Annotated in this window: 8 protein-coding genes; all 8 read right to left on the reverse strand. The window is 75.1% G+C overall.

The window, feature by feature from the left end:
• Window positions 1–326 precede the first annotated feature (326 nt).
• Window positions 327–1,463 (reverse strand): 23S rRNA (adenine(2503)-C(2))-methyltransferase RlmN, encoded by a 1,137-nt coding sequence (gene rlmN / locus WHN02_RS16065; protein ID WP_434739555.1) that lies wholly within the window; start codon window positions 1,461–1,463, stop codon window positions 327–329.
• Window positions 1,464–1,635: 172 nt separating this feature from the next.
• Window positions 1,636–3,294: a hypothetical protein gene (locus WHN02_RS16070; protein ID WP_434739556.1), complete on the reverse strand. Its 1,659-nt coding sequence runs from the start codon at window positions 3,292–3,294 to the stop codon at window positions 1,636–1,638.
• 235 nt (window positions 3,295–3,529) lie between these two features.
• On the reverse strand, window positions 3,530–7,168 hold the full coding sequence (locus WHN02_RS16075; RefSeq protein WP_434739557.1) for a DUF5682 family protein: 3,639 nt from the start codon (window positions 7,166–7,168) through the stop codon (window positions 3,530–3,532).
• An 86-nt stretch (window positions 7,169–7,254) separates the two neighbouring features.
• Window positions 7,255–8,427, reverse strand: a complete 1,173-nt coding sequence (locus WHN02_RS16080; protein WP_434739558.1) for an ATP-binding protein — start codon at window positions 8,425–8,427, stop codon at window positions 7,255–7,257.
• A gap of 64 nt (window positions 8,428–8,491) precedes the next feature.
• Window positions 8,492–13,531 carry a hypothetical protein gene (locus WHN02_RS16085; protein ID WP_434739559.1) on the reverse strand — a complete coding sequence of 1,680 codons (5,040 nt, stop codon included), beginning with the start codon at window positions 13,529–13,531 and terminating at the stop codon, window positions 8,492–8,494.
• On the reverse strand, window positions 13,528–14,385 hold the full coding sequence (locus WHN02_RS16090) for a DUF4132 domain-containing protein (protein ID WP_434739560.1): 858 nt from the start codon (window positions 14,383–14,385) through the stop codon (window positions 13,528–13,530). Before WHN02_RS16090 ends, WHN02_RS16085 begins: the two co-directional genes overlap by 4 nt.
• Before the next feature lie 264 nt (window positions 14,386–14,649).
• Window positions 14,650–15,183 (reverse strand): hypothetical protein, encoded by a 534-nt coding sequence (locus tag WHN02_RS16095; protein ID WP_434739561.1) that lies wholly within the window; start codon window positions 15,181–15,183, stop codon window positions 14,650–14,652.
• Between the two features lie 65 nt (window positions 15,184–15,248).
• Window positions 15,249–15,899 (reverse strand): hypothetical protein, encoded by a 651-nt coding sequence (locus WHN02_RS16100; protein ID WP_434739562.1) that lies wholly within the window; start codon window positions 15,897–15,899, stop codon window positions 15,249–15,251.
• Between the last annotated feature and the right edge of the window lie 102 nt (window positions 15,900–16,001).

The raw sequence follows: 16,001 nt of genomic DNA on the forward strand, positions 1-16,001 counted from the left end.
TTGGCGGCGACGGCTACAGGACAGGTCGAGCCTCGGCTGAGGGAGCGCCCACGCCGGAGGGTGCGGCGTAGGGCGGAGCTACAAGCGGCGTGCAGCAGCGCGGCGCGCGGCGGGCCGGACGAGCGCGACACCACCGTCGTACGCGGTCACGGCCGATGGGCAGCGGCCGGGAACCGGGTGTTGGTGGGATGTCGCTCGGGGCGGGGGCACACGCGTCCCCCGGGCGAGGATGTGGCGGGCGGGGACGCCTCACGGGTGCCCGACCTCCGGGGCAGGGATGCACGGAGGGTCGGACGGACCGGGAACGGTGGCCGAGGCCGGGTCGCCTACCTCTTGTCGCGGCGACCGGTGGCGAGGACCCGCTCCCGCCGGGGCGGGGCGACGTCGGCGGTCGACGTCTCGTCCGGCCCGGCCGACTCGGTGGTGTCCTTCTTGGCCAGCTGCTGGAGGCGGAGCTGACCGCAGGCGGCCTCGATGTCCTGGCCCTGGGTGTCCCGGACGGTGACGTTGACCCCGGCGGAGTCCAGCTCGCGCCGGACGGTGCTCAGTCGCCGGTCACTGACCCGCTGGAAGAGCGGACCACCCAGGACCGGGTTCCACCGCATCAGGTTGATCCGAGCCGGTCGACCTGCGAAGAACTGGATCAGACGGGTGACGTCGTCGTCCGAGTCGTTGACATGGGGAAGGAGGAGGTAAACGAAGGTGACGATCCGACCGTGCCGCTCCGCCCACGACAACGCACCCTCGACGACCTCGTTGATGTCGTGATTGCGCGATCCCGGGATCAGTTCGGTCCGCGACTCCTGCGTGGTCGCGTGCAGGGAAATGGTCAGATTGATCTTGATGTGCTCTTCACGCAGGCGCTTCAGCGACTTCGGGATTCCGATCGTGGAGATGGTGATCCCACTGGTCTTGAAGCCGAGCCCGCGCCGCTCGCGGAGAATGCGAATGGCACCCATGACGTTGTCGTAGTTGTGCAGGGGCTCGCCGATGCCCATGAACACGAGCCTGTTGACGCCGGGCCCGAGCGCGAGCACCTGCTGCACGATCTCGCCCGGCAGCAGGTGCCGCTTGAGGCCGTCGCGGCCCGACGCGCAGAACTGGCACGCGAAGGCGCACCCCGCCTGAGACGAGACGCAGGCGGTGTAACCGTCGTGGCGACGGATCCGCACCGTCTCGATGAAATTGCCGTCGACCAGCTCGAACAGGAACTTTGTCGTCTGGCTTCCCTTGGTGCGACTGCGCTCGGCGAGGGTCGACGAGAGGCCGTCGAGTTGGCCGTACTGCTTCAGCGTGTGGGCGGAGTCTTTGCGCTGCCGATAAAGCTTGTCGAAGATGTCGGCTGCTTGCCGTTCGCCACCGACGCGCTCCACGAGCTCGGAGAACGACAGGTCGAAGACCGACGGCGCGACGGGTCGTCGTCGCCGAATGGGTAGACCCACGACCTGGGGCGAAGCTGACATAGGCACCACCCTATCACGGTGCAAGAGACGCCAATTCGTCTAGTGACCACAGGGGAGCCTGACGACGGGCGATGCTCTCGTGCCTTCGCCATATAGCCGTTGAGCTGCCAATTCACGAACGCGCAGCGGGCGCCGGCCTCCAGAGGCCGGCGCCCGCCGCGCGTTCGGTCGGTCAGCCCGCGACGCCCACCGGCTGTGCGAGCGGCGGCACGCCCCAGGAGGAACGGAACAGCTCCCGTTCGGCGGCGGCGAGGTGGGCGGTGGCGGCCAGCCACGCCCACGCGTACCGGTCGGGGTCGGGATCGGTACGCCTGCCGAACACGTCCCGGCCCCGCCGGTCTGACTCGTCGGCGAGCGCGTCGACGAGCGCGGCTGCCGTGGTGAAACCGGCCCGGCGCAGCGGGCCGCCCAGCTCGGCGTTGCCGCTGCGGGCCGCCTCGGCCACGGCCCGACGGCCACCGGAGACGCCCGACTCGACGAGGCGACGGACCCGCCACAGCGGAGGCTGGGTCGCCTCGGCGGCGTCGACGGTCCCCACCGTCGCGGCCGGATCGGGGGGCGGCAGGTGGCGGCCCTGGATGTCGTCGTAGCCGAGGTCGGCCCGCCCGTGCCAGTCCGTCGGCAACCGCAGGGTCGTGGCGGCGCCGGGGACCGGTGCCACCGCGAGCGGGAGCAGGGTGCAGGCCCGGTCCGGGTCCAACCGGCCCACCACCCGGATCCGCAGACCCGGTCGGGAGGCGAGTCGCCGGAGGTTCGCCACGTGGGCCAGCATCGGATGGGAGTCGACGGGCACCAGCCGGATCACCGGCCCGTCCACCACCGTCGCGTCGACGGTGGGACCGATCTCCCGGGCCAACAGCCGGTCCCCGTCGGCACCGACCACCTCGAGGTCACAGCCGAGCAGGGCGGTCCCCGCCCGAGCCGGATCCTGGGGGTCCTCGACGGCGAGTTGGGCGGCCACCACCTCGGCGAGGGGACGTCCGAACAGCTCCGACACCGGCCCGGTGGACCAGTCGGTGACGCTCAGCGGGGTCGCCCGGACCGACCTGCCCGCGCCGAGCCGACCGTCGGGGGAGACCGTGGTGCCGGTGATCCGCAGACCACCCCGGGCCAGCACGGCGTGGTTCACCGCGACCGAGCCCATCTCGGTGACCGCCCGGGCCGAGTCCCGCGCCCGGTCCGGGCCACCCGGGCGTACGTCGCCGAACGAGAGCCGTCGTCCGTCGGCGGCGACCAGGTGGGTGACCACTCCGGCGTACCCGGTCGCGCTGATCACCGGCTCCCGGCAGACTCCGTACACCTCCAGGGTGCCGTCCGGCTGGTAGGCCCGACGCAGGACGCCGACCAGGGCCGGGTCGCTGTCCCCGGCGGCCAGCCGACCGGCGACGTACAGCAGGTCGTGGAGGACCTCGACCAGGGCGGCGAGCCGGTGTCCGGCCTGCCGGTCCCGGTGTGCCCGCAGGCCCCGGACGGTGCTCAACGCGGCGCTCTCGGCCCGTGGCAGACCCGCCAGCCGGGCGCCGTGCGCGGCCCGGAGCAGCTCCGCCTGGGCGACCGCACCCGCCGTCGGCACCCCGGCGGTGAGCACCGCGGCGGCGGCCCGCCACAGCGCGTCGGCGGCGGCCCGCTGCGCCTTCGTCGGGGCGGCCGGTCGACCGGTGGCCGCCCCGCCCCGGTCGCCGGTGCGCCCGGCGGCCCTACCGGGGGAGGCCTGGGACGAGCCGGCGTCGGGGGTGGGCTCCGACGCCGGGTGGGCGGCCGGTTCGGCGACCGGGCACGCGGACAGGACCGCGCTGCGGTGCAGGCACCGGGGGCCAGCAGGCAACTGCACGTGGCCTGGTCCCCGTCGGTGACGGCACCGGTCGGACCGGGGATGAGGGTGACCCGCATCTCCGGTCCGAAGTCGAGGACACCGTCCCCGACCCGGTCGACCGGCCGGTCGACCAACCGGGTGACCGCGGCGGCCAACCGGGGCCGCAGCCGTGGGGGCAGCGCCGCCACGGCTGCGGCGGTGACCTGCGGAGCCACCGGCGGCCACCGGTCGACGTCGGCGGGGGCGTGCTGTGTCACCGTGATCCTCCACGGATGCGGTCGCCCACCCAGCGGGCGAGTTCCAGCGGGCTGAGGGCGGCGACCGGCATCCCGGCCGCGACGAGTTGCTCGGCGACGGGTACGGAGTAGCAGGGCACCCCCTGGTCGTTCAGGGCGGCGCACCCCAGCAGGTGCACCCCGGACGCGGCGAGGGTGCGGACCTCCCCGAGCAGCCCGGCCAGCGGGTAGCCCTCCTCGAAGTCACTGACCACCGCGACGATGGTCCGGCTCGGCACCGTGACCAGCGAGCGGGCGTGGGCCAGTCCGGCGGCGATGTGCGTACCGCCTCCGACGTGGACCTCCAGGAGCAGGGACAACGGGTCGTCGACCCGGTCGGTCAGGTCGGCGACCTCGGTGGAGAAGGCCACGAAGTGGGTGGCGAGGGTGGGCACCCCGGCCAGGACGGCGGCGGTCAACGCCGACCACACCACAGACGCCTCCATCGAGCCGGACACGTCGACCACCAGCACCAGCCGCCAGTCGGCCTCCTGACGGGTCCGGGTGGTGAAGACCGGCCGTTGCGGCACCACGACGGTACGCCCGTCGTCGAGCCGTCGGGTGTGCGCCAGGTTCGCCCGCAGCGTACGGGCCAGGTCGATCCGGCCGCCGGGACGGCGCGACGGGCGGGGGTTGCTCAACCCGGTGATCGCCGGACGCATCTGGGTGGCCAACTGCCTGGTCAGCTCCTCGACCAGCCGTCGGACCAGGGGCCGCAGCGCCGCCACCTGCCCCTCGGGCAGGCCGCCCGCCAGCGACAGCACCGAGGTCAGCAGTTCCATCGAGGGTCGGACGGTGGCCGGGTCGAGCTCGGTGAGCACGTCGGTCCGGCCACTGTCGGCGGCCCGGGCGATGACCTCCTCGCGGACCACCGCACCGAACAGCGCCTCGATCTCGTCGGCCCACTCCCGTGCGGTGGGGAAGGCGGCCTCCTGACCACCGCCGGCCCCGGCGCCGAGGTCGGTGGCGCCCTCGCCCCGACCCGCCCCGTATAGCTCGTCGAGGGCGCGGGCGTAGCGGCGGGCGTCGGCGGGTAACCGGTCGGGTTGGCGGCCGAGCAGCAGCCGCCACCGGTCGGTGGGGGTGATCCGCCCGGCGGCGGCACCCGCCCCGACGGCGGTCGTGGCGGGGTGCGGGGCGGTGTCCGGGGACGGGTCGGGGATCGGCAGGTCCCGGGCGACCAGGACGGCCCGTCCGGCCGCGTCGGCGGCGGCCCACCTGGCCAGGACCTCGGGCGGGGCGGTCAGGGTCAGGTCGATCCGGTCACCGAGCCGTTCGGTGACTGTGTGCAGGATCCGGTCCCGGGCGGCCGGGGTGAGGACGTCGAAGCCGCCGCGCAGGGCCGGCAGCCGGTCCAGGAACCCGGCGTCGGGAAGCGCCTCGATCCGTTCCAGTAGGGGGTCGAGCGCGTCCGGGGCGGACTGGAGCAGGGGATGGGCCGCGGTGAGCAGACCTTCGAGGAACCGGTGCAGGTGCCGTCGGCGCTCCGGCCCGGTCGCGGCGTCGATCCACCCGGCGACCCGGGCGCCGACGACCTCGGGGCCGGTCAGGTCGAGCAGGGTCCGGGCGGCCAGGGCGGCGCCCTGGACCAGCGCCGAACCGTCCCGACCCAGTTGGTCGAGGGCGGCCTCCAGGCGGAGCCCGAGCCGGTCCTCCCCGGCCCGGACCGCCAGGTCGACCAGGGCGGCGGCGTCGGCGGGGGCATCGCTGCCGGCGAGGCCGGGCAGACCCCGGACCGCCGCGTCGAGCAGGACGCCGGCCAGGTCGCCGGCGCGGGCCCGGCCCTGCGCGGTGGTGCCGGGCAGGTGTTCGCGGCGCAGCGCCTCCAACAGGTCCAGTCCGGCCAGCAGTTCCGGCAGGGTGCCGGTGGAGGGCAGCACCGAGGCGGCCACGTCGAGTCGTTCGGTGACCAGGTCGGGCAGGTCGCACCGGGCGGCGTCGCGGAGTCCGGTGAGGAGCTGGGCGGCGGTCGGGCCGCCGTCGGCTGCCTCCCGGCGGAACCGCTCCCGTAGGGTGCCGGCGGCGGCCAGCGCGGCGGTCACGCCCCGGACCCCGACCAGGTCCAGCCGGGCAGCCACGGAGGGGGTCCAGGCCAACTGCCACCGGGTGGTGAGGGCCGCGCCGTCCCCGGTGCCGGTGACGGCGATCGGGTCGCCGTAGCCGACGCCGCAGACGTCGAGGCGGTGCAGCAGCACCTCCCGGCGGGCGTCCAGGGCGGTGCGGAGCGGGTCCAGCCGGACCTCACGGGCCTTGGGGCTCTCCGGGCTGGGCAGGCGCAGGGTGACGAGGTCCGCCTCGACGGCGGGACCCAGTCCACACCGGGGGGTACCGGGGGCGGTCCGTCCCCGTGCGGCGCCGACGAGGACCGTCTCCAGGGCTCGGGCCAGCGCGCGGCCCCGACCGAGGGGGTCACCCTGGCCGAAGACCGTGGTCACCGCCTCCAGGACCTCACCCCGACCGGGGGCGGGCAGGTTCCGGAGCCGGGCCAGGTCGTCGGCGAGCCGTACCGTCTCGGCGGCCTCCCCGGTCCCGGCGGTGTGGCCGGCGGCGCGCAGCTCCCGGCAGAGGTCGGTGACCGCCCGGGCGGCGGCGGCCCGGATCCGCTCCGGGTCACCGGCGGCGGTGAGGACGGACTGCTGCCACAGCGGGTCGCGGATCCCGGCCGGGTATCCCGACCGGGCGTCGAGGAGGTCGAACGCGTACGGGACCAGGGAGGTGACGGTCGACCCGGGGTCCCTGCGGGCCGGGGTGGCCACGGAGCGGACCACGGCGTCGACGGGTCGACCGGGCGCGGCGTCGGGGTGGCCGGGCGCGGCGTCGGGTCGGCCGGACGCCTGATCGTCGCCGGTGGCACCGGCGGGGAGCAGGGCCGGGGCGTGGAAGGCCCCGACGACGGCGACCACCCGTCGGCCGTCGGCACCGGCCTCGGCCAGCACCCGCCGCATGTGCTCCTCCCGGGCCAGGTCCCGGGCGAGCGGCCCGTCGCCACCGGTGCTGTCGGCCCGCATCGCCCAGCCGACCCCCAGCGCGGCCCGTCGGACCGCCTCGGGTCGACACCCCGGTGCCCGTACCTCGACCACCCGGTCCCACAGGTCGTCGCCGTCCCGACCGGTCCCGCTGGCGTGCAGTGCGGTCGCATACGACAGGCGCGGCCCGGAGGTCGGCTCGCCGACGTCCCCGTCGCCCGGGTCGACGCCGTCACCCGGGTCCCTGTCGACGGTCGGGTCGGTGGCCTCGCCGGACCAGCCCGGATCCGCCATCGGCAGGTCGCAGCAGCGCACCTCGACGCCGTGCTGCCGGGCCCAGCGGATCGCCGCCAGTTCGGGGGAGAAGTCGGCGAACGGGTAGAAACCCATCGGCCCGTCCGCGCCGTGGCTGCCGACCAGGGCCAGCGGAGCCCGCGCTGCCGGGTCGGACAGGTACGGCAACCAGTGCTGGAAGTCGGTCGGCAGCTCCACGCAGACCACCTCGGCACCGGCGGCCTCCAACAGTGCCGGGACGACCGCCGCCAGGGCCGGACTGTGGTGCCGTACCCCGATCAGGTAGGGCTGGACCGACGCGGCGAGCGCGTCGACGACGGCCCGTGGGTCGGGGTACGCGGCGGGGGTGTCAGCCATGCTCGTCCTTCCAGACGGGGCGGCTTGCGGCGCGGACGGGGACGCCGCCGGGGTGGTGGACCCCTGCGGCGGTGCGGGACGTGAGGTCACCGCAGGCTCTCCCGCAGGTCCCAGAGCCGACGCCACATCGCCGAGCCGTCCTCGGCGCGGCGACGGACCGGGCCGTCCCAGTAGCCGAGCAGCCGGGCGCGGTCGTTCTGGTCGTCCTTGTGCACCACCCCGAGCAGGTGCCCGGGCATCAGGTCGAGGGCGTCGCCGTCGGCCAGGTACGCGGCGGACAGGCCGAGTGAGACGGCCACCTGCACCGCCTCGGCGGTGGACATGACGGTGCCGGGGCGCTCCACGTCCCAGCCCTCGTCCGACCGGCCGGAACGCAGATCACGGAAGACGGTGACCAGGGCGTCCAGCACGGCGTCGTCGACCGTGTACGCCGCCCCGGCGCGCTCGACGGCGGCGGTGGCCTGCCGCCGGACCAGGTCGGTCTCGGTGTCGGCGTCGGCGATCGGGTGGATGGTCTCGAAGTTGAACCGGCGCTTGAGGGCCGAGGACATCTCCGAGACCCCCCGGTCGCGCAGGTTGGCGGTGGCGATCACGGTGAACCCGGGGACCGCCCGGATCAGGCCCTCCTCGGTGCCGGCCAGCTCCGGGACGTTCATCCGCCGGTCGGACAGGAGCGAGACCAGCGCATCCTGCACCTCGGGCAGGCAACGGGTGACCTCCTCGATCCGGACCACCCGACCGGAGCGCATCGCGGTCAGCACCGGCGAGTCGACGAGCGCCTGCGGGGTGGGACCCTGGGCGAGCAGCAACGCGTAGTTCCAGCCGTACCGGAAGGCGTCCTCGGTGGTGCCGGCGGTGCCCTGGACCGTCAGGGCACTGGTGCCGCAGACGGCGGCGGCCAGCAGCTCGGAGAGCATCGACTTGGCCGTACCGGGCTCGCCGACCAGCAGCAGTCCCCGCTCACCGGCCAGGGTGACCACACACCGCTCGACCAGGCTCCGCTCCCCGACGAACTTCGCCGCGACGGTCATGGTGGCCGGGAGGGTGCCGGTACGCCGTTCGGCGGGCAGGGTCAGCGGCTCACCGTCGCTGCCCCTGATGAAGGTGACCACGGCCCGGGGGGTCAACGCCCACCCCGGGGGCCGGGCCCCGTCGTCGTACGCGGCAAGGAAGGCCAACTCGTCGGCGTGGCGTTGTTCGGCGGAGAGGACCTGGGCGGTGGTCTCCGGTGCCGTCTTGACGTGTCCGGTCACGGTCACGGATGTTCCTCGATCTCTCGGGTGGGTGGATGGGGAGTGGTCACCGGGCTCGCCCGCCGGCGGGTCAGCCTCGGGCGTCTCGGCCGGTGGGGTCGCCGAAGCGGGGCAGGTCGCCGTCGCGGACCCGTCGCCAGGCCCGCCGGTAGAGGTCGGCGACCGGTTCGAGCGGCACCGTCACCCCGAGGGCGGCGGTGCCGTCGGGTGCCAGGTCGAACAGGGGGGCCTTCCAACTCTCGACCGGGAGCTGTCCGCTGCCTCGTTGCAGCCAGGGGCCGGGCAGGAACAGGGTGCGCCCGGCCCGGGGCCGGCTGGCCTCCACGACCAGGTCGGTGCGGGCCAGTTCGGCCCGGGCCGCCTTCGCCCGGGCGGGTCGCCACCCGGTCCACGTCGCGGTGTCCCGGTCGGTGGGGTCCGGCATGGCCAGCAGCATCAGGTACGCCGCCGCCGCGTCGTCGCCCAGACCGTGCACCTGCGCCACCTCGGCGACCAGGTCGGGCACCGACCGGGTCGGGTCCTGCGGCCACCACGACCCGTCGGTCGCCGGGTCGGCGGGGTCGGGTCGAGCGGGCTCGTCGAGCAGGGCCGCGAAGCGCGGGTCGCGGACCAGCCGCAACGCCACCTCCATCGGGTACGGGACGGACGCGTCGGCCCGCAACGCGGGCAGGTACGGGTCGGTGCCCTCGGCGTCGAGCAGCACCGGCCGTAGGGCGGGCGAGGGCTGGTCGTCGTGGGTGGCGAGGACGATCGCCCCGTACCGCTCCCAACCCGTACCGGTCTCCGACGGGGTGCCCGCCACCTGCCTGAACGCGCCCAGCGAGACGTACCGGCCGAGGTCGAGCAGCAGGTCGGGGTTGCCCAGCCGGTCCCGGAGGACGCCCAGGGCGGCCGGGAGGGCGGCCCGGGCCGGGTCACCGGCGGGGGTGTGGTGGGCGACCCACGCGGCGAGGGCCACGGTGGAGTGCAGCACCGGGCCGGTGAAGCCCGCCACCCCTGCGTCGACCGGCCGGGCCCGGTCGCCGCTGACCTGGAAGACCAGATCGGTACGGAGCTCGGCCGAGCGGGCCGGGTCGAGCAGGGCCGGGAGCGCCCTCGTCGGTCCCCAATCGGTCCGGACCGCGCGTACCGCCTCGGCGAGCAGCCGCTCGGGGACTGCGGTCCGGCGGCCCAGGGCGTCGTTCCAGACCGCCGCGGCGGCGGCCACGTCCGGGCCGTCGGTCCAGAGTCGGGCCGGGTCCGGTGGCACCAGTGCGGACAGGACGGCCCGCCGTAGTCGGGGCCGGGCCTCGTGCAGCACCTCGAAGGCCAGCTTCGCCTCCACCGCCTGCCCGATGTCGAGGGCCTTGCGCAGGTCGGCCGCGACGGTGTTCCCCGAGTCCAGGTGGGGCAGGCCGGCCAGGACGAGCTTGGCGGCGGTGGGGGTGACGCCGGTCAGGTCGGCGAACCGCTCGGCGGCCTCCGGTCGCCAGGGCAGTGGGCCGCGCGCGGCCCACTCGGTGTGCAGGCGTTCCAGCCAGCCGTCGGGCCGTTCGTCGCCGAGGGGGGCCGAGCCGACGACCGTGTACGGCTCGGGGACGGCGAACCGGCCGGTCGGGTCGTGGAACAGCGCCTCGAAGCGGTAGCCGGTGCTCGTTGCGCTCTGGGCGAAGACGGCCACGAACGCGCCGCCCGACAGCGGCAGGACGCCGGGGCGGGGGTAGCGGCGCATGCCGTCGGGGCCGGTCAGGTCCCCGTCGAGCAGGTGGAGGGTGAACCGGCGCCACCGGGCCGTCCCGGTCGGGCCGACCAGGTCGAGTCCGGCGAGTTCGTCGAGGAGGGAGCGGAGGGTGTCCCGGTGTTCCTGCGGGGTCACCGCAGCCACCGCCCGGTACGCCAGCGCCGCCGACGCGTCCGCCAGGGACCACCAGTCCGGTGCGGCGGGCAGGGGCACGCCGTCCAGGTGCAGCCGGACGGCCTGTCCGTCGCCGGTGCCGAGACGCTGGGTGGCGAGAAGGCGGAGTTGGGTGACTGTGGAACTGGAGCCGCCCGTCCGGCGGACCGTGCCCCGCAGACCGTCGAGGGCCGCACCGACTTCGCTGTCGGTGGGTCCGGCCGTGGTCGCCGGGACCGTCGGTTCCGACGCCGACCGGCGCAGCCCGGCGGTGACCTTCTCCAGGTCGGTGCAGGCCTTGGCGGCCAGCCGCGCCGCCCCGGCCACCCCGGCCAGCAGGGCCTCGTCGCCGATCTCCGGCATCGTTCGACGGACCAGGTCGACCAGGGCGTCCCCGGGCTCCTCGGCAGGGGATCCGGCACCGGGCGCGGACGTCGACGGGCCGGGCGGTGCCGCCCGTCGGACGGTGGTCGACCCGACGGTCCCCGCCGGGGACGTCGCCCACAGTGCTGCCCGTGCGGCCTCCTCGGCCAGGGCGGCGCGGCGTTCGTCCAGGGCGGCGGCGACGAGGACGGCGGCGGTGTCCCGGTCCACCCGGCGCAGTGCCGCCGACCCGACCGGGTCCCGGGGCAGCAGGGCACCGACGAAGTCGTGTCCCGGCAGGGGGACGGGGCTGCGGCGGTAGTTCCGGGTCGACGGGGTCGCGCCGACAGCCGACACCGTTCCGTCCGGGTCGACCAGGGCGAAGCCCTTGAGGACGGCCCGTGGCCGGTCGTCGCCGGGCAGCACCAGCGCCGCGATCGGCTGCTTCCCGGGCGGGACGGTCACCGTCCGTCCGGCCAGGTCCTCCCCGCGTACCGACCCGTCGGGCAGGGTGGAGACCCGCCACCCCAGGAGACCCTGCACCGGTACGGCTGCCGGGGTCGCCCGGTCGGACAAGGCCGGCCGCAGCCAGCTCTGCGCCGCCACGAGGTGTGCGTCGGCCGGAAGGTCGGCCAGGAATCGGGGCAGGCTCCGCGGACCGCAGGTGTCGGCGGCCGGGTCGTACTCGCGCCACCCGGGGCCGTGGTCGGCGTCGTCGGGCCGGTCGGAGTCGTCACGCCGGTACACCCAGTGGGAGGTGCCGTCGGTGATGACCGGGGCCTCGGCGGGGACGGCGGTGTCCCCGACGTGCAGGACGCCCTCGCCGGTGATCCGTCCGCCGCCGGGCAACGGCAGTGTGATGCTGTTGCGGCGGCGCCGGGTGCTGTGCACGTCGCCGGTGAGGAGCTGGGGTTCGCCGGGTGCCGAGTGCCAGTAGCCGCGCAGGTCGTAGCCGAGTTCCCGGGAACGCCAGAAGACCAGCAGGTGACCGTCGACGTAGTGGTAGCCGGGCTGCCCCCACAGGTCACCGGCGGGGATCCGCAGGTCGTGGCGGAGGACGACGCCCTCGGCGCCGAGGACCCGGACCGTGGTCGGTCCGGCGAGGACGACGTACGGCCAGGCCTCCTGCCAGGTCAGGGTGACCCCGGGGTCTCCGCCGGTCACCTCCTGCCAGGCCCGCTCCCAGTCCGGCCAGCTCAGCTCGTCGACCAGCCCGCCGCGCAGGCTCCGGGCGACGTGGTCGGGCAGGTCGAGGTCGAGGGCCTGTTCCAGGCCGCCGTCCGGGGCGGTGCCGTCGGCGGGGGCGAGGTGGCCGAAGACCAGGCGGAGCGCCTCGACCGGGAGTCGACCGAGCCAGTCCACCGCCTCCGGCAGGTGCGGCAGCCCGGAGGAGAACCTGTCGCGGATCCTGGCCCGCAGCCACTCGGTCAGGACCGGCAGCAGGCCCGGGGTGTCGGCGATCCGCCGCAGGACGTCCGGCTCGTCGTCGAGCTTGTCCAGGCCCCGGCGCAGGGCACCGGTGAACCGGTCGTCGGCGGCCACCGCGCGCAGGTCCCGGTCCCCGTCGACCGTGAACCACCGGACCAGGTCCAGGGCGCCGTTCTCGGCGGGAGGAGCGACCGGGAGGCCGAGACCGAGCAGCAGGTCGAGCAGGTCCAGGTCGGCGTCGGCGGTGAGGGTCGTGCCGGTGGCGGCCAGTTCCGTACGCAGCCGGTCGGCCATCCGCTCGACGAGGGGATAGAGCGCGGGGACCCGGATCCGGTGGTAGCCGTCGGCGTTGGTCCGGCCGAGGAGGCGGCGCAACCAACCGGCGGAGCCGTCGCTCGGGCGGGCGACGTCGGGCAGGTCCGGTTCGGTCAGTCCGGTGAGGGCACCGGTGTCGGCCAGCAGGGCCAGCCAGGTCGACACCGTGTCCCGGTCGGTGGGCATCAGGTCGAGCAGGGCACCACGGACCGCCGGATCGCGGCCGGCCAGCGTGGTCATCGCCGGTCGGTGCGCCTTCCACCAGCCGGTCGGTGCCTCGGCGGTCACCGGCAGCCGGAGCAGGGCGGTCAGGTAGGCCGCCTCCCGGTCGACGGCGTCGGCGCGGCCGGTCTCCTTGGCGGCCGCCCGGACGAGCCGGTTGACGGCGGTGGCCGACGGGATGGACGGGACCACCCCGGCGGCTGCGGCCCGCAGCGCCAACCGGCAGAACCGGTCGAGGGCCTCGGCGGCAGGAAGTCCGGCGGAGAGTTCCTTGGCGTATCCGGCCAACGCGCTCGCGGACACGACGGTGGCCGACGCGAACTCCACGTACACCTCGTCCATCCGGTCCAGGTCGATCGGCAGGCCGTGCTCCGCCTCGGCCTTGCGGGCCTTGTTGAACAGTTGGGTCGCGTAGGTGTCCTGCCCGGCGTCCAGGAACACCCGCGCGGCCTGCTCGAAGAAGGTCGGCAGGACGTGCGGCAGGGTACGGGCGAACCGGTCGGCGACGCCCTGGTACCCGTCGAGGGCGGCCTTCGGCCGGGACCGCGCCTGTTTGGTCAGCCGCTGCAGCTCCGGGAGCACCGTCAACGCGTGCCGCCCGTCGTCGGGGTGGTGGACGAGGACCCACTCCGGGAAGGCCAGCGGACGGCGTGGTCCCAGGCCGACGACGACGGGTGGGGCGGCCGGTTCGAGGCCGAGGAACCCGACGGAGGCGTCCTCCCCCTCGCCGAGGGCGGAGTCGACCAGGCGGACCACGGCGCGGTCACCGAGGGCCGGGTGCCGGTAGGTGCGGGCGGTGAGGGGAACGGCCGTGTCACCGGCGTTCCCGGGGTCGGCCGGCAGGACCGCTCCGGCGGCGAGCAGGCTCTCGGTGTGGTCCACGCCGGAGGCGGTGGTCGTCTCGGTCATGCCTTCCCCTCCGTCGCGGGCGCGGCCCCGGAGAGGGCCGTCGCCATCCGCATCCCCTCGGACCAGGCCACCGGGCCGACCTCGGTCAGCCGCAGCGTCGGCCCCTCCACCACCGACCAGGACAAGGCCCCGAGGGTCGCCTCGGAGTCCCAGTAGTCCTCGTCGAAGCGCAGGGCGGCCTCGACCGGGTGTCCGTCCTCCCAGACCCGGCAGGTGACCTGCGACCGGGAGACCCGGAAACCGAAGGCGGCGGCGCGGGCGGCCAGCCGGTTGGGGACCCGGGTGCCGGTGAGGGCGGTGTGGGCGGTGGCCGACCCGGCCAGGTCGGCGGGTCGGTCCCAGGTGCCCCGGTGCAGTTGCGCCACCCGCTGGGTGACGTCGAGCTCGTCGGCGAAACCGGCGAGGTCGGTCAGGTCCGGCAGGCGTACCGGATGGGGCAGCGTGGCGGTGGGCGCGCAGAGCCGGACGGTGTCGCCGTCGAGGTTGACCACCCGCAGGTCCCCGCTGTCGGTGACGTCGCGCAGGAAGCCGGTCGCGGTGGGGTCGTCGGCGAGCACCACGAGGTCGTTGAGGGCGGCCCGCCACGACGGGTCCGGCCAGACCCGGGCGAGCAGGGCGGTCGGCACCGGCAGCGAGGACACCACCCACGCCTCGACCCGGGCCAGGCAGTCGGCGGTGTGCCGGTCCAGCCACTGGGCGAGCTGACGCAGCCGCTCCACCTCGGGGTGGTCCCGCAGCGCCTTCGGCAGTGTCTTGAGGGGACGGCCGGTGGCCCGTGGGCCGGAGGACCGGGCCACCACCCTGCCGTCCACGAGGGAGATCTCGTACGAGTCTCCCACCGGTAGCCAGCCCATCAGGTACACCCTCCGTAGCGGGACATCAACCGCATCTCCGAAGAAAGCGGCCATGATCAGCAACGCAGCGCACGCTAACAGGGGCGACCGACACGATGGAACGCCTCGCGTCGGCGACTTCGGACGCGGCGGCTCATGGAGAGCGGCGAAAGGGGCGCAAAGGTACGCCGGGCGGGTGTCCCGGTGCTCCGGCGACGCCGAACCGACCCGCAGTATCAGGTGACGTGGGTCACACGTCGGCGTGGGGGTGCTCCCGCGCCGGGGTCACGGACGCGACCCGGCGGTCCCGCCCGCCTGCCGACGGCTCACCAGCCGGGCGATGCTCAGCGGCAGCAGATGCAGGACGACGACGAGCGCGACCGCCAGGGCTGTCACCTGACCGACGGCGAGCCCCTGCCAGGCCAGCACCACCGCCGCGCTGCCCCCGGTGACCACGGCGTGCAACGCCACCCGGAGGGCGACGGCTCGGGGTGCGGGGTCCGGGTCGGCGACCTCGGGCGGGGTGTCGCGTCGCCGCAGGACCGTCACCACCGCCCCGATCGCGACGAGCACGGCGATCTGCGCCGCCCAGCGGGCGGTCGTCCCGATGCCGGCCCCGTCGGTGAGCGACGGCGCGGCCAGGGTTGCCGCGGTGAGGACGAGGAAGGCGGGCGGCCAGGTGAAGACCAGGCCGGTCAGCGCCGCCGTCGTCACCAGCCGTCCCGTACCGATCCGGGGCGGGTCGACCCGGACCCGTACCTCGTCGGGTGCCCAGACCAGTCTGCGGGCGGGCGGGGTGTCCGGTGCCGGGTTCGCCATGCCGCCGAACCTACAACGCGATCATCGACGCCGGTCGGCGTACCCCGTCCCTCGTGCGGGTCGCCTCACCGGGATCGCAGGTGACGCAACTCCACGATCTGGACCTCGTACGGCGTCTCGCCCGGGTTGCGGACCGCGTACGTCTCCCCGGGGTTCAGGTAGCGCACCCCGCCGTCCGGGGTGGAGTCGACACCCGGCCCCCCTTCGAGGGGGACGACGACGGCCGGGACCGTGCCGGCCTGCCAGGTGTGCTCGACCCCGGGCTCGGCGGTGAGACGTCGGACGGTCACCTCGTCGAGGTCCAGGACGGTGACAGCGGTGGCGGGGACCGTCGGCGTGCCGGACCACTGTTCGAGGGCCTCACCCGAGGCCTCCTCCCCGAGGTCGAGCACCTCGATCAGTCGGTTGCGGTACCGCCTGTCGCCGTGGTTGGTGAGCATGTGCACCGGGGAGACCGGCCGGTAGATGGCGTTGCCCACCTGCTCGGTGATGAATCGGGGCGGGCTGCCGTCGAGCCAGTCCATCCGGCAGTCCGAGGACTGGACGCAGAGCACGACGTACGGGTTGTGGTGCAGGTGCCACGGCTGGGTCTCGCCGGGGGCGAGGTCCACCTCCCAGACCCGGACCCGCGAATTGGCCAGCAGGACCCGCTGACCGATCTCCCCGAGCACGACCGGGGTGCCGTCGGGGGAGTGGACGGTGGTGCCTGCGGTCATCGGGGTCCTCCCGTCCGTCGGGCGGGGTCGCCCGTCCTCGTCGCCGTCGTCGGCCCCTGGCCCGGGGGCGTCGACCTGCCCGGGAGTCTAGCCGTCCTGATC

This window comes from Micromonospora sp. SH-82 (assembly GCF_051132485.1).
Lineage (GTDB): Bacteria > Actinomycetota > Actinomycetes > Mycobacteriales > Micromonosporaceae > Micromonospora.

Coding starts and splice junctions, on each gene's coding strand:
- rlmN (WP_434739555.1), bottom strand. CDS start 1,463: ATGTCAGCTTCGCCCCAGGTCGTGGGTCTACCCATTCGGCGACGACGA.
- WHN02_RS16075 (WP_434739557.1), bottom strand. CDS start 7,168: ATGGCTGACACCCCCGCCGCGTACCCCGACCCACGGGCCGTCGTCGAC.
- WHN02_RS16085 (WP_434739559.1), bottom strand. CDS start 13,531: ATGACCGAGACGACCACCGCCTCCGGCGTGGACCACACCGAGAGCCTG.
- WHN02_RS16090 (WP_434739560.1), bottom strand. CDS start 14,385: ATGGGCTGGCTACCGGTGGGAGACTCGTACGAGATCTCCCTCGTGGAC.
- WHN02_RS16095 (WP_434739561.1), bottom strand. CDS start 15,183: ATGGCGAACCCGGCACCGGACACCCCGCCCGCCCGCAGACTGGTCTGG.
- WHN02_RS16100 (WP_434739562.1), bottom strand. CDS start 15,899: ATGACCGCAGGCACCACCGTCCACTCCCCCGACGGCACCCCGGTCGTG.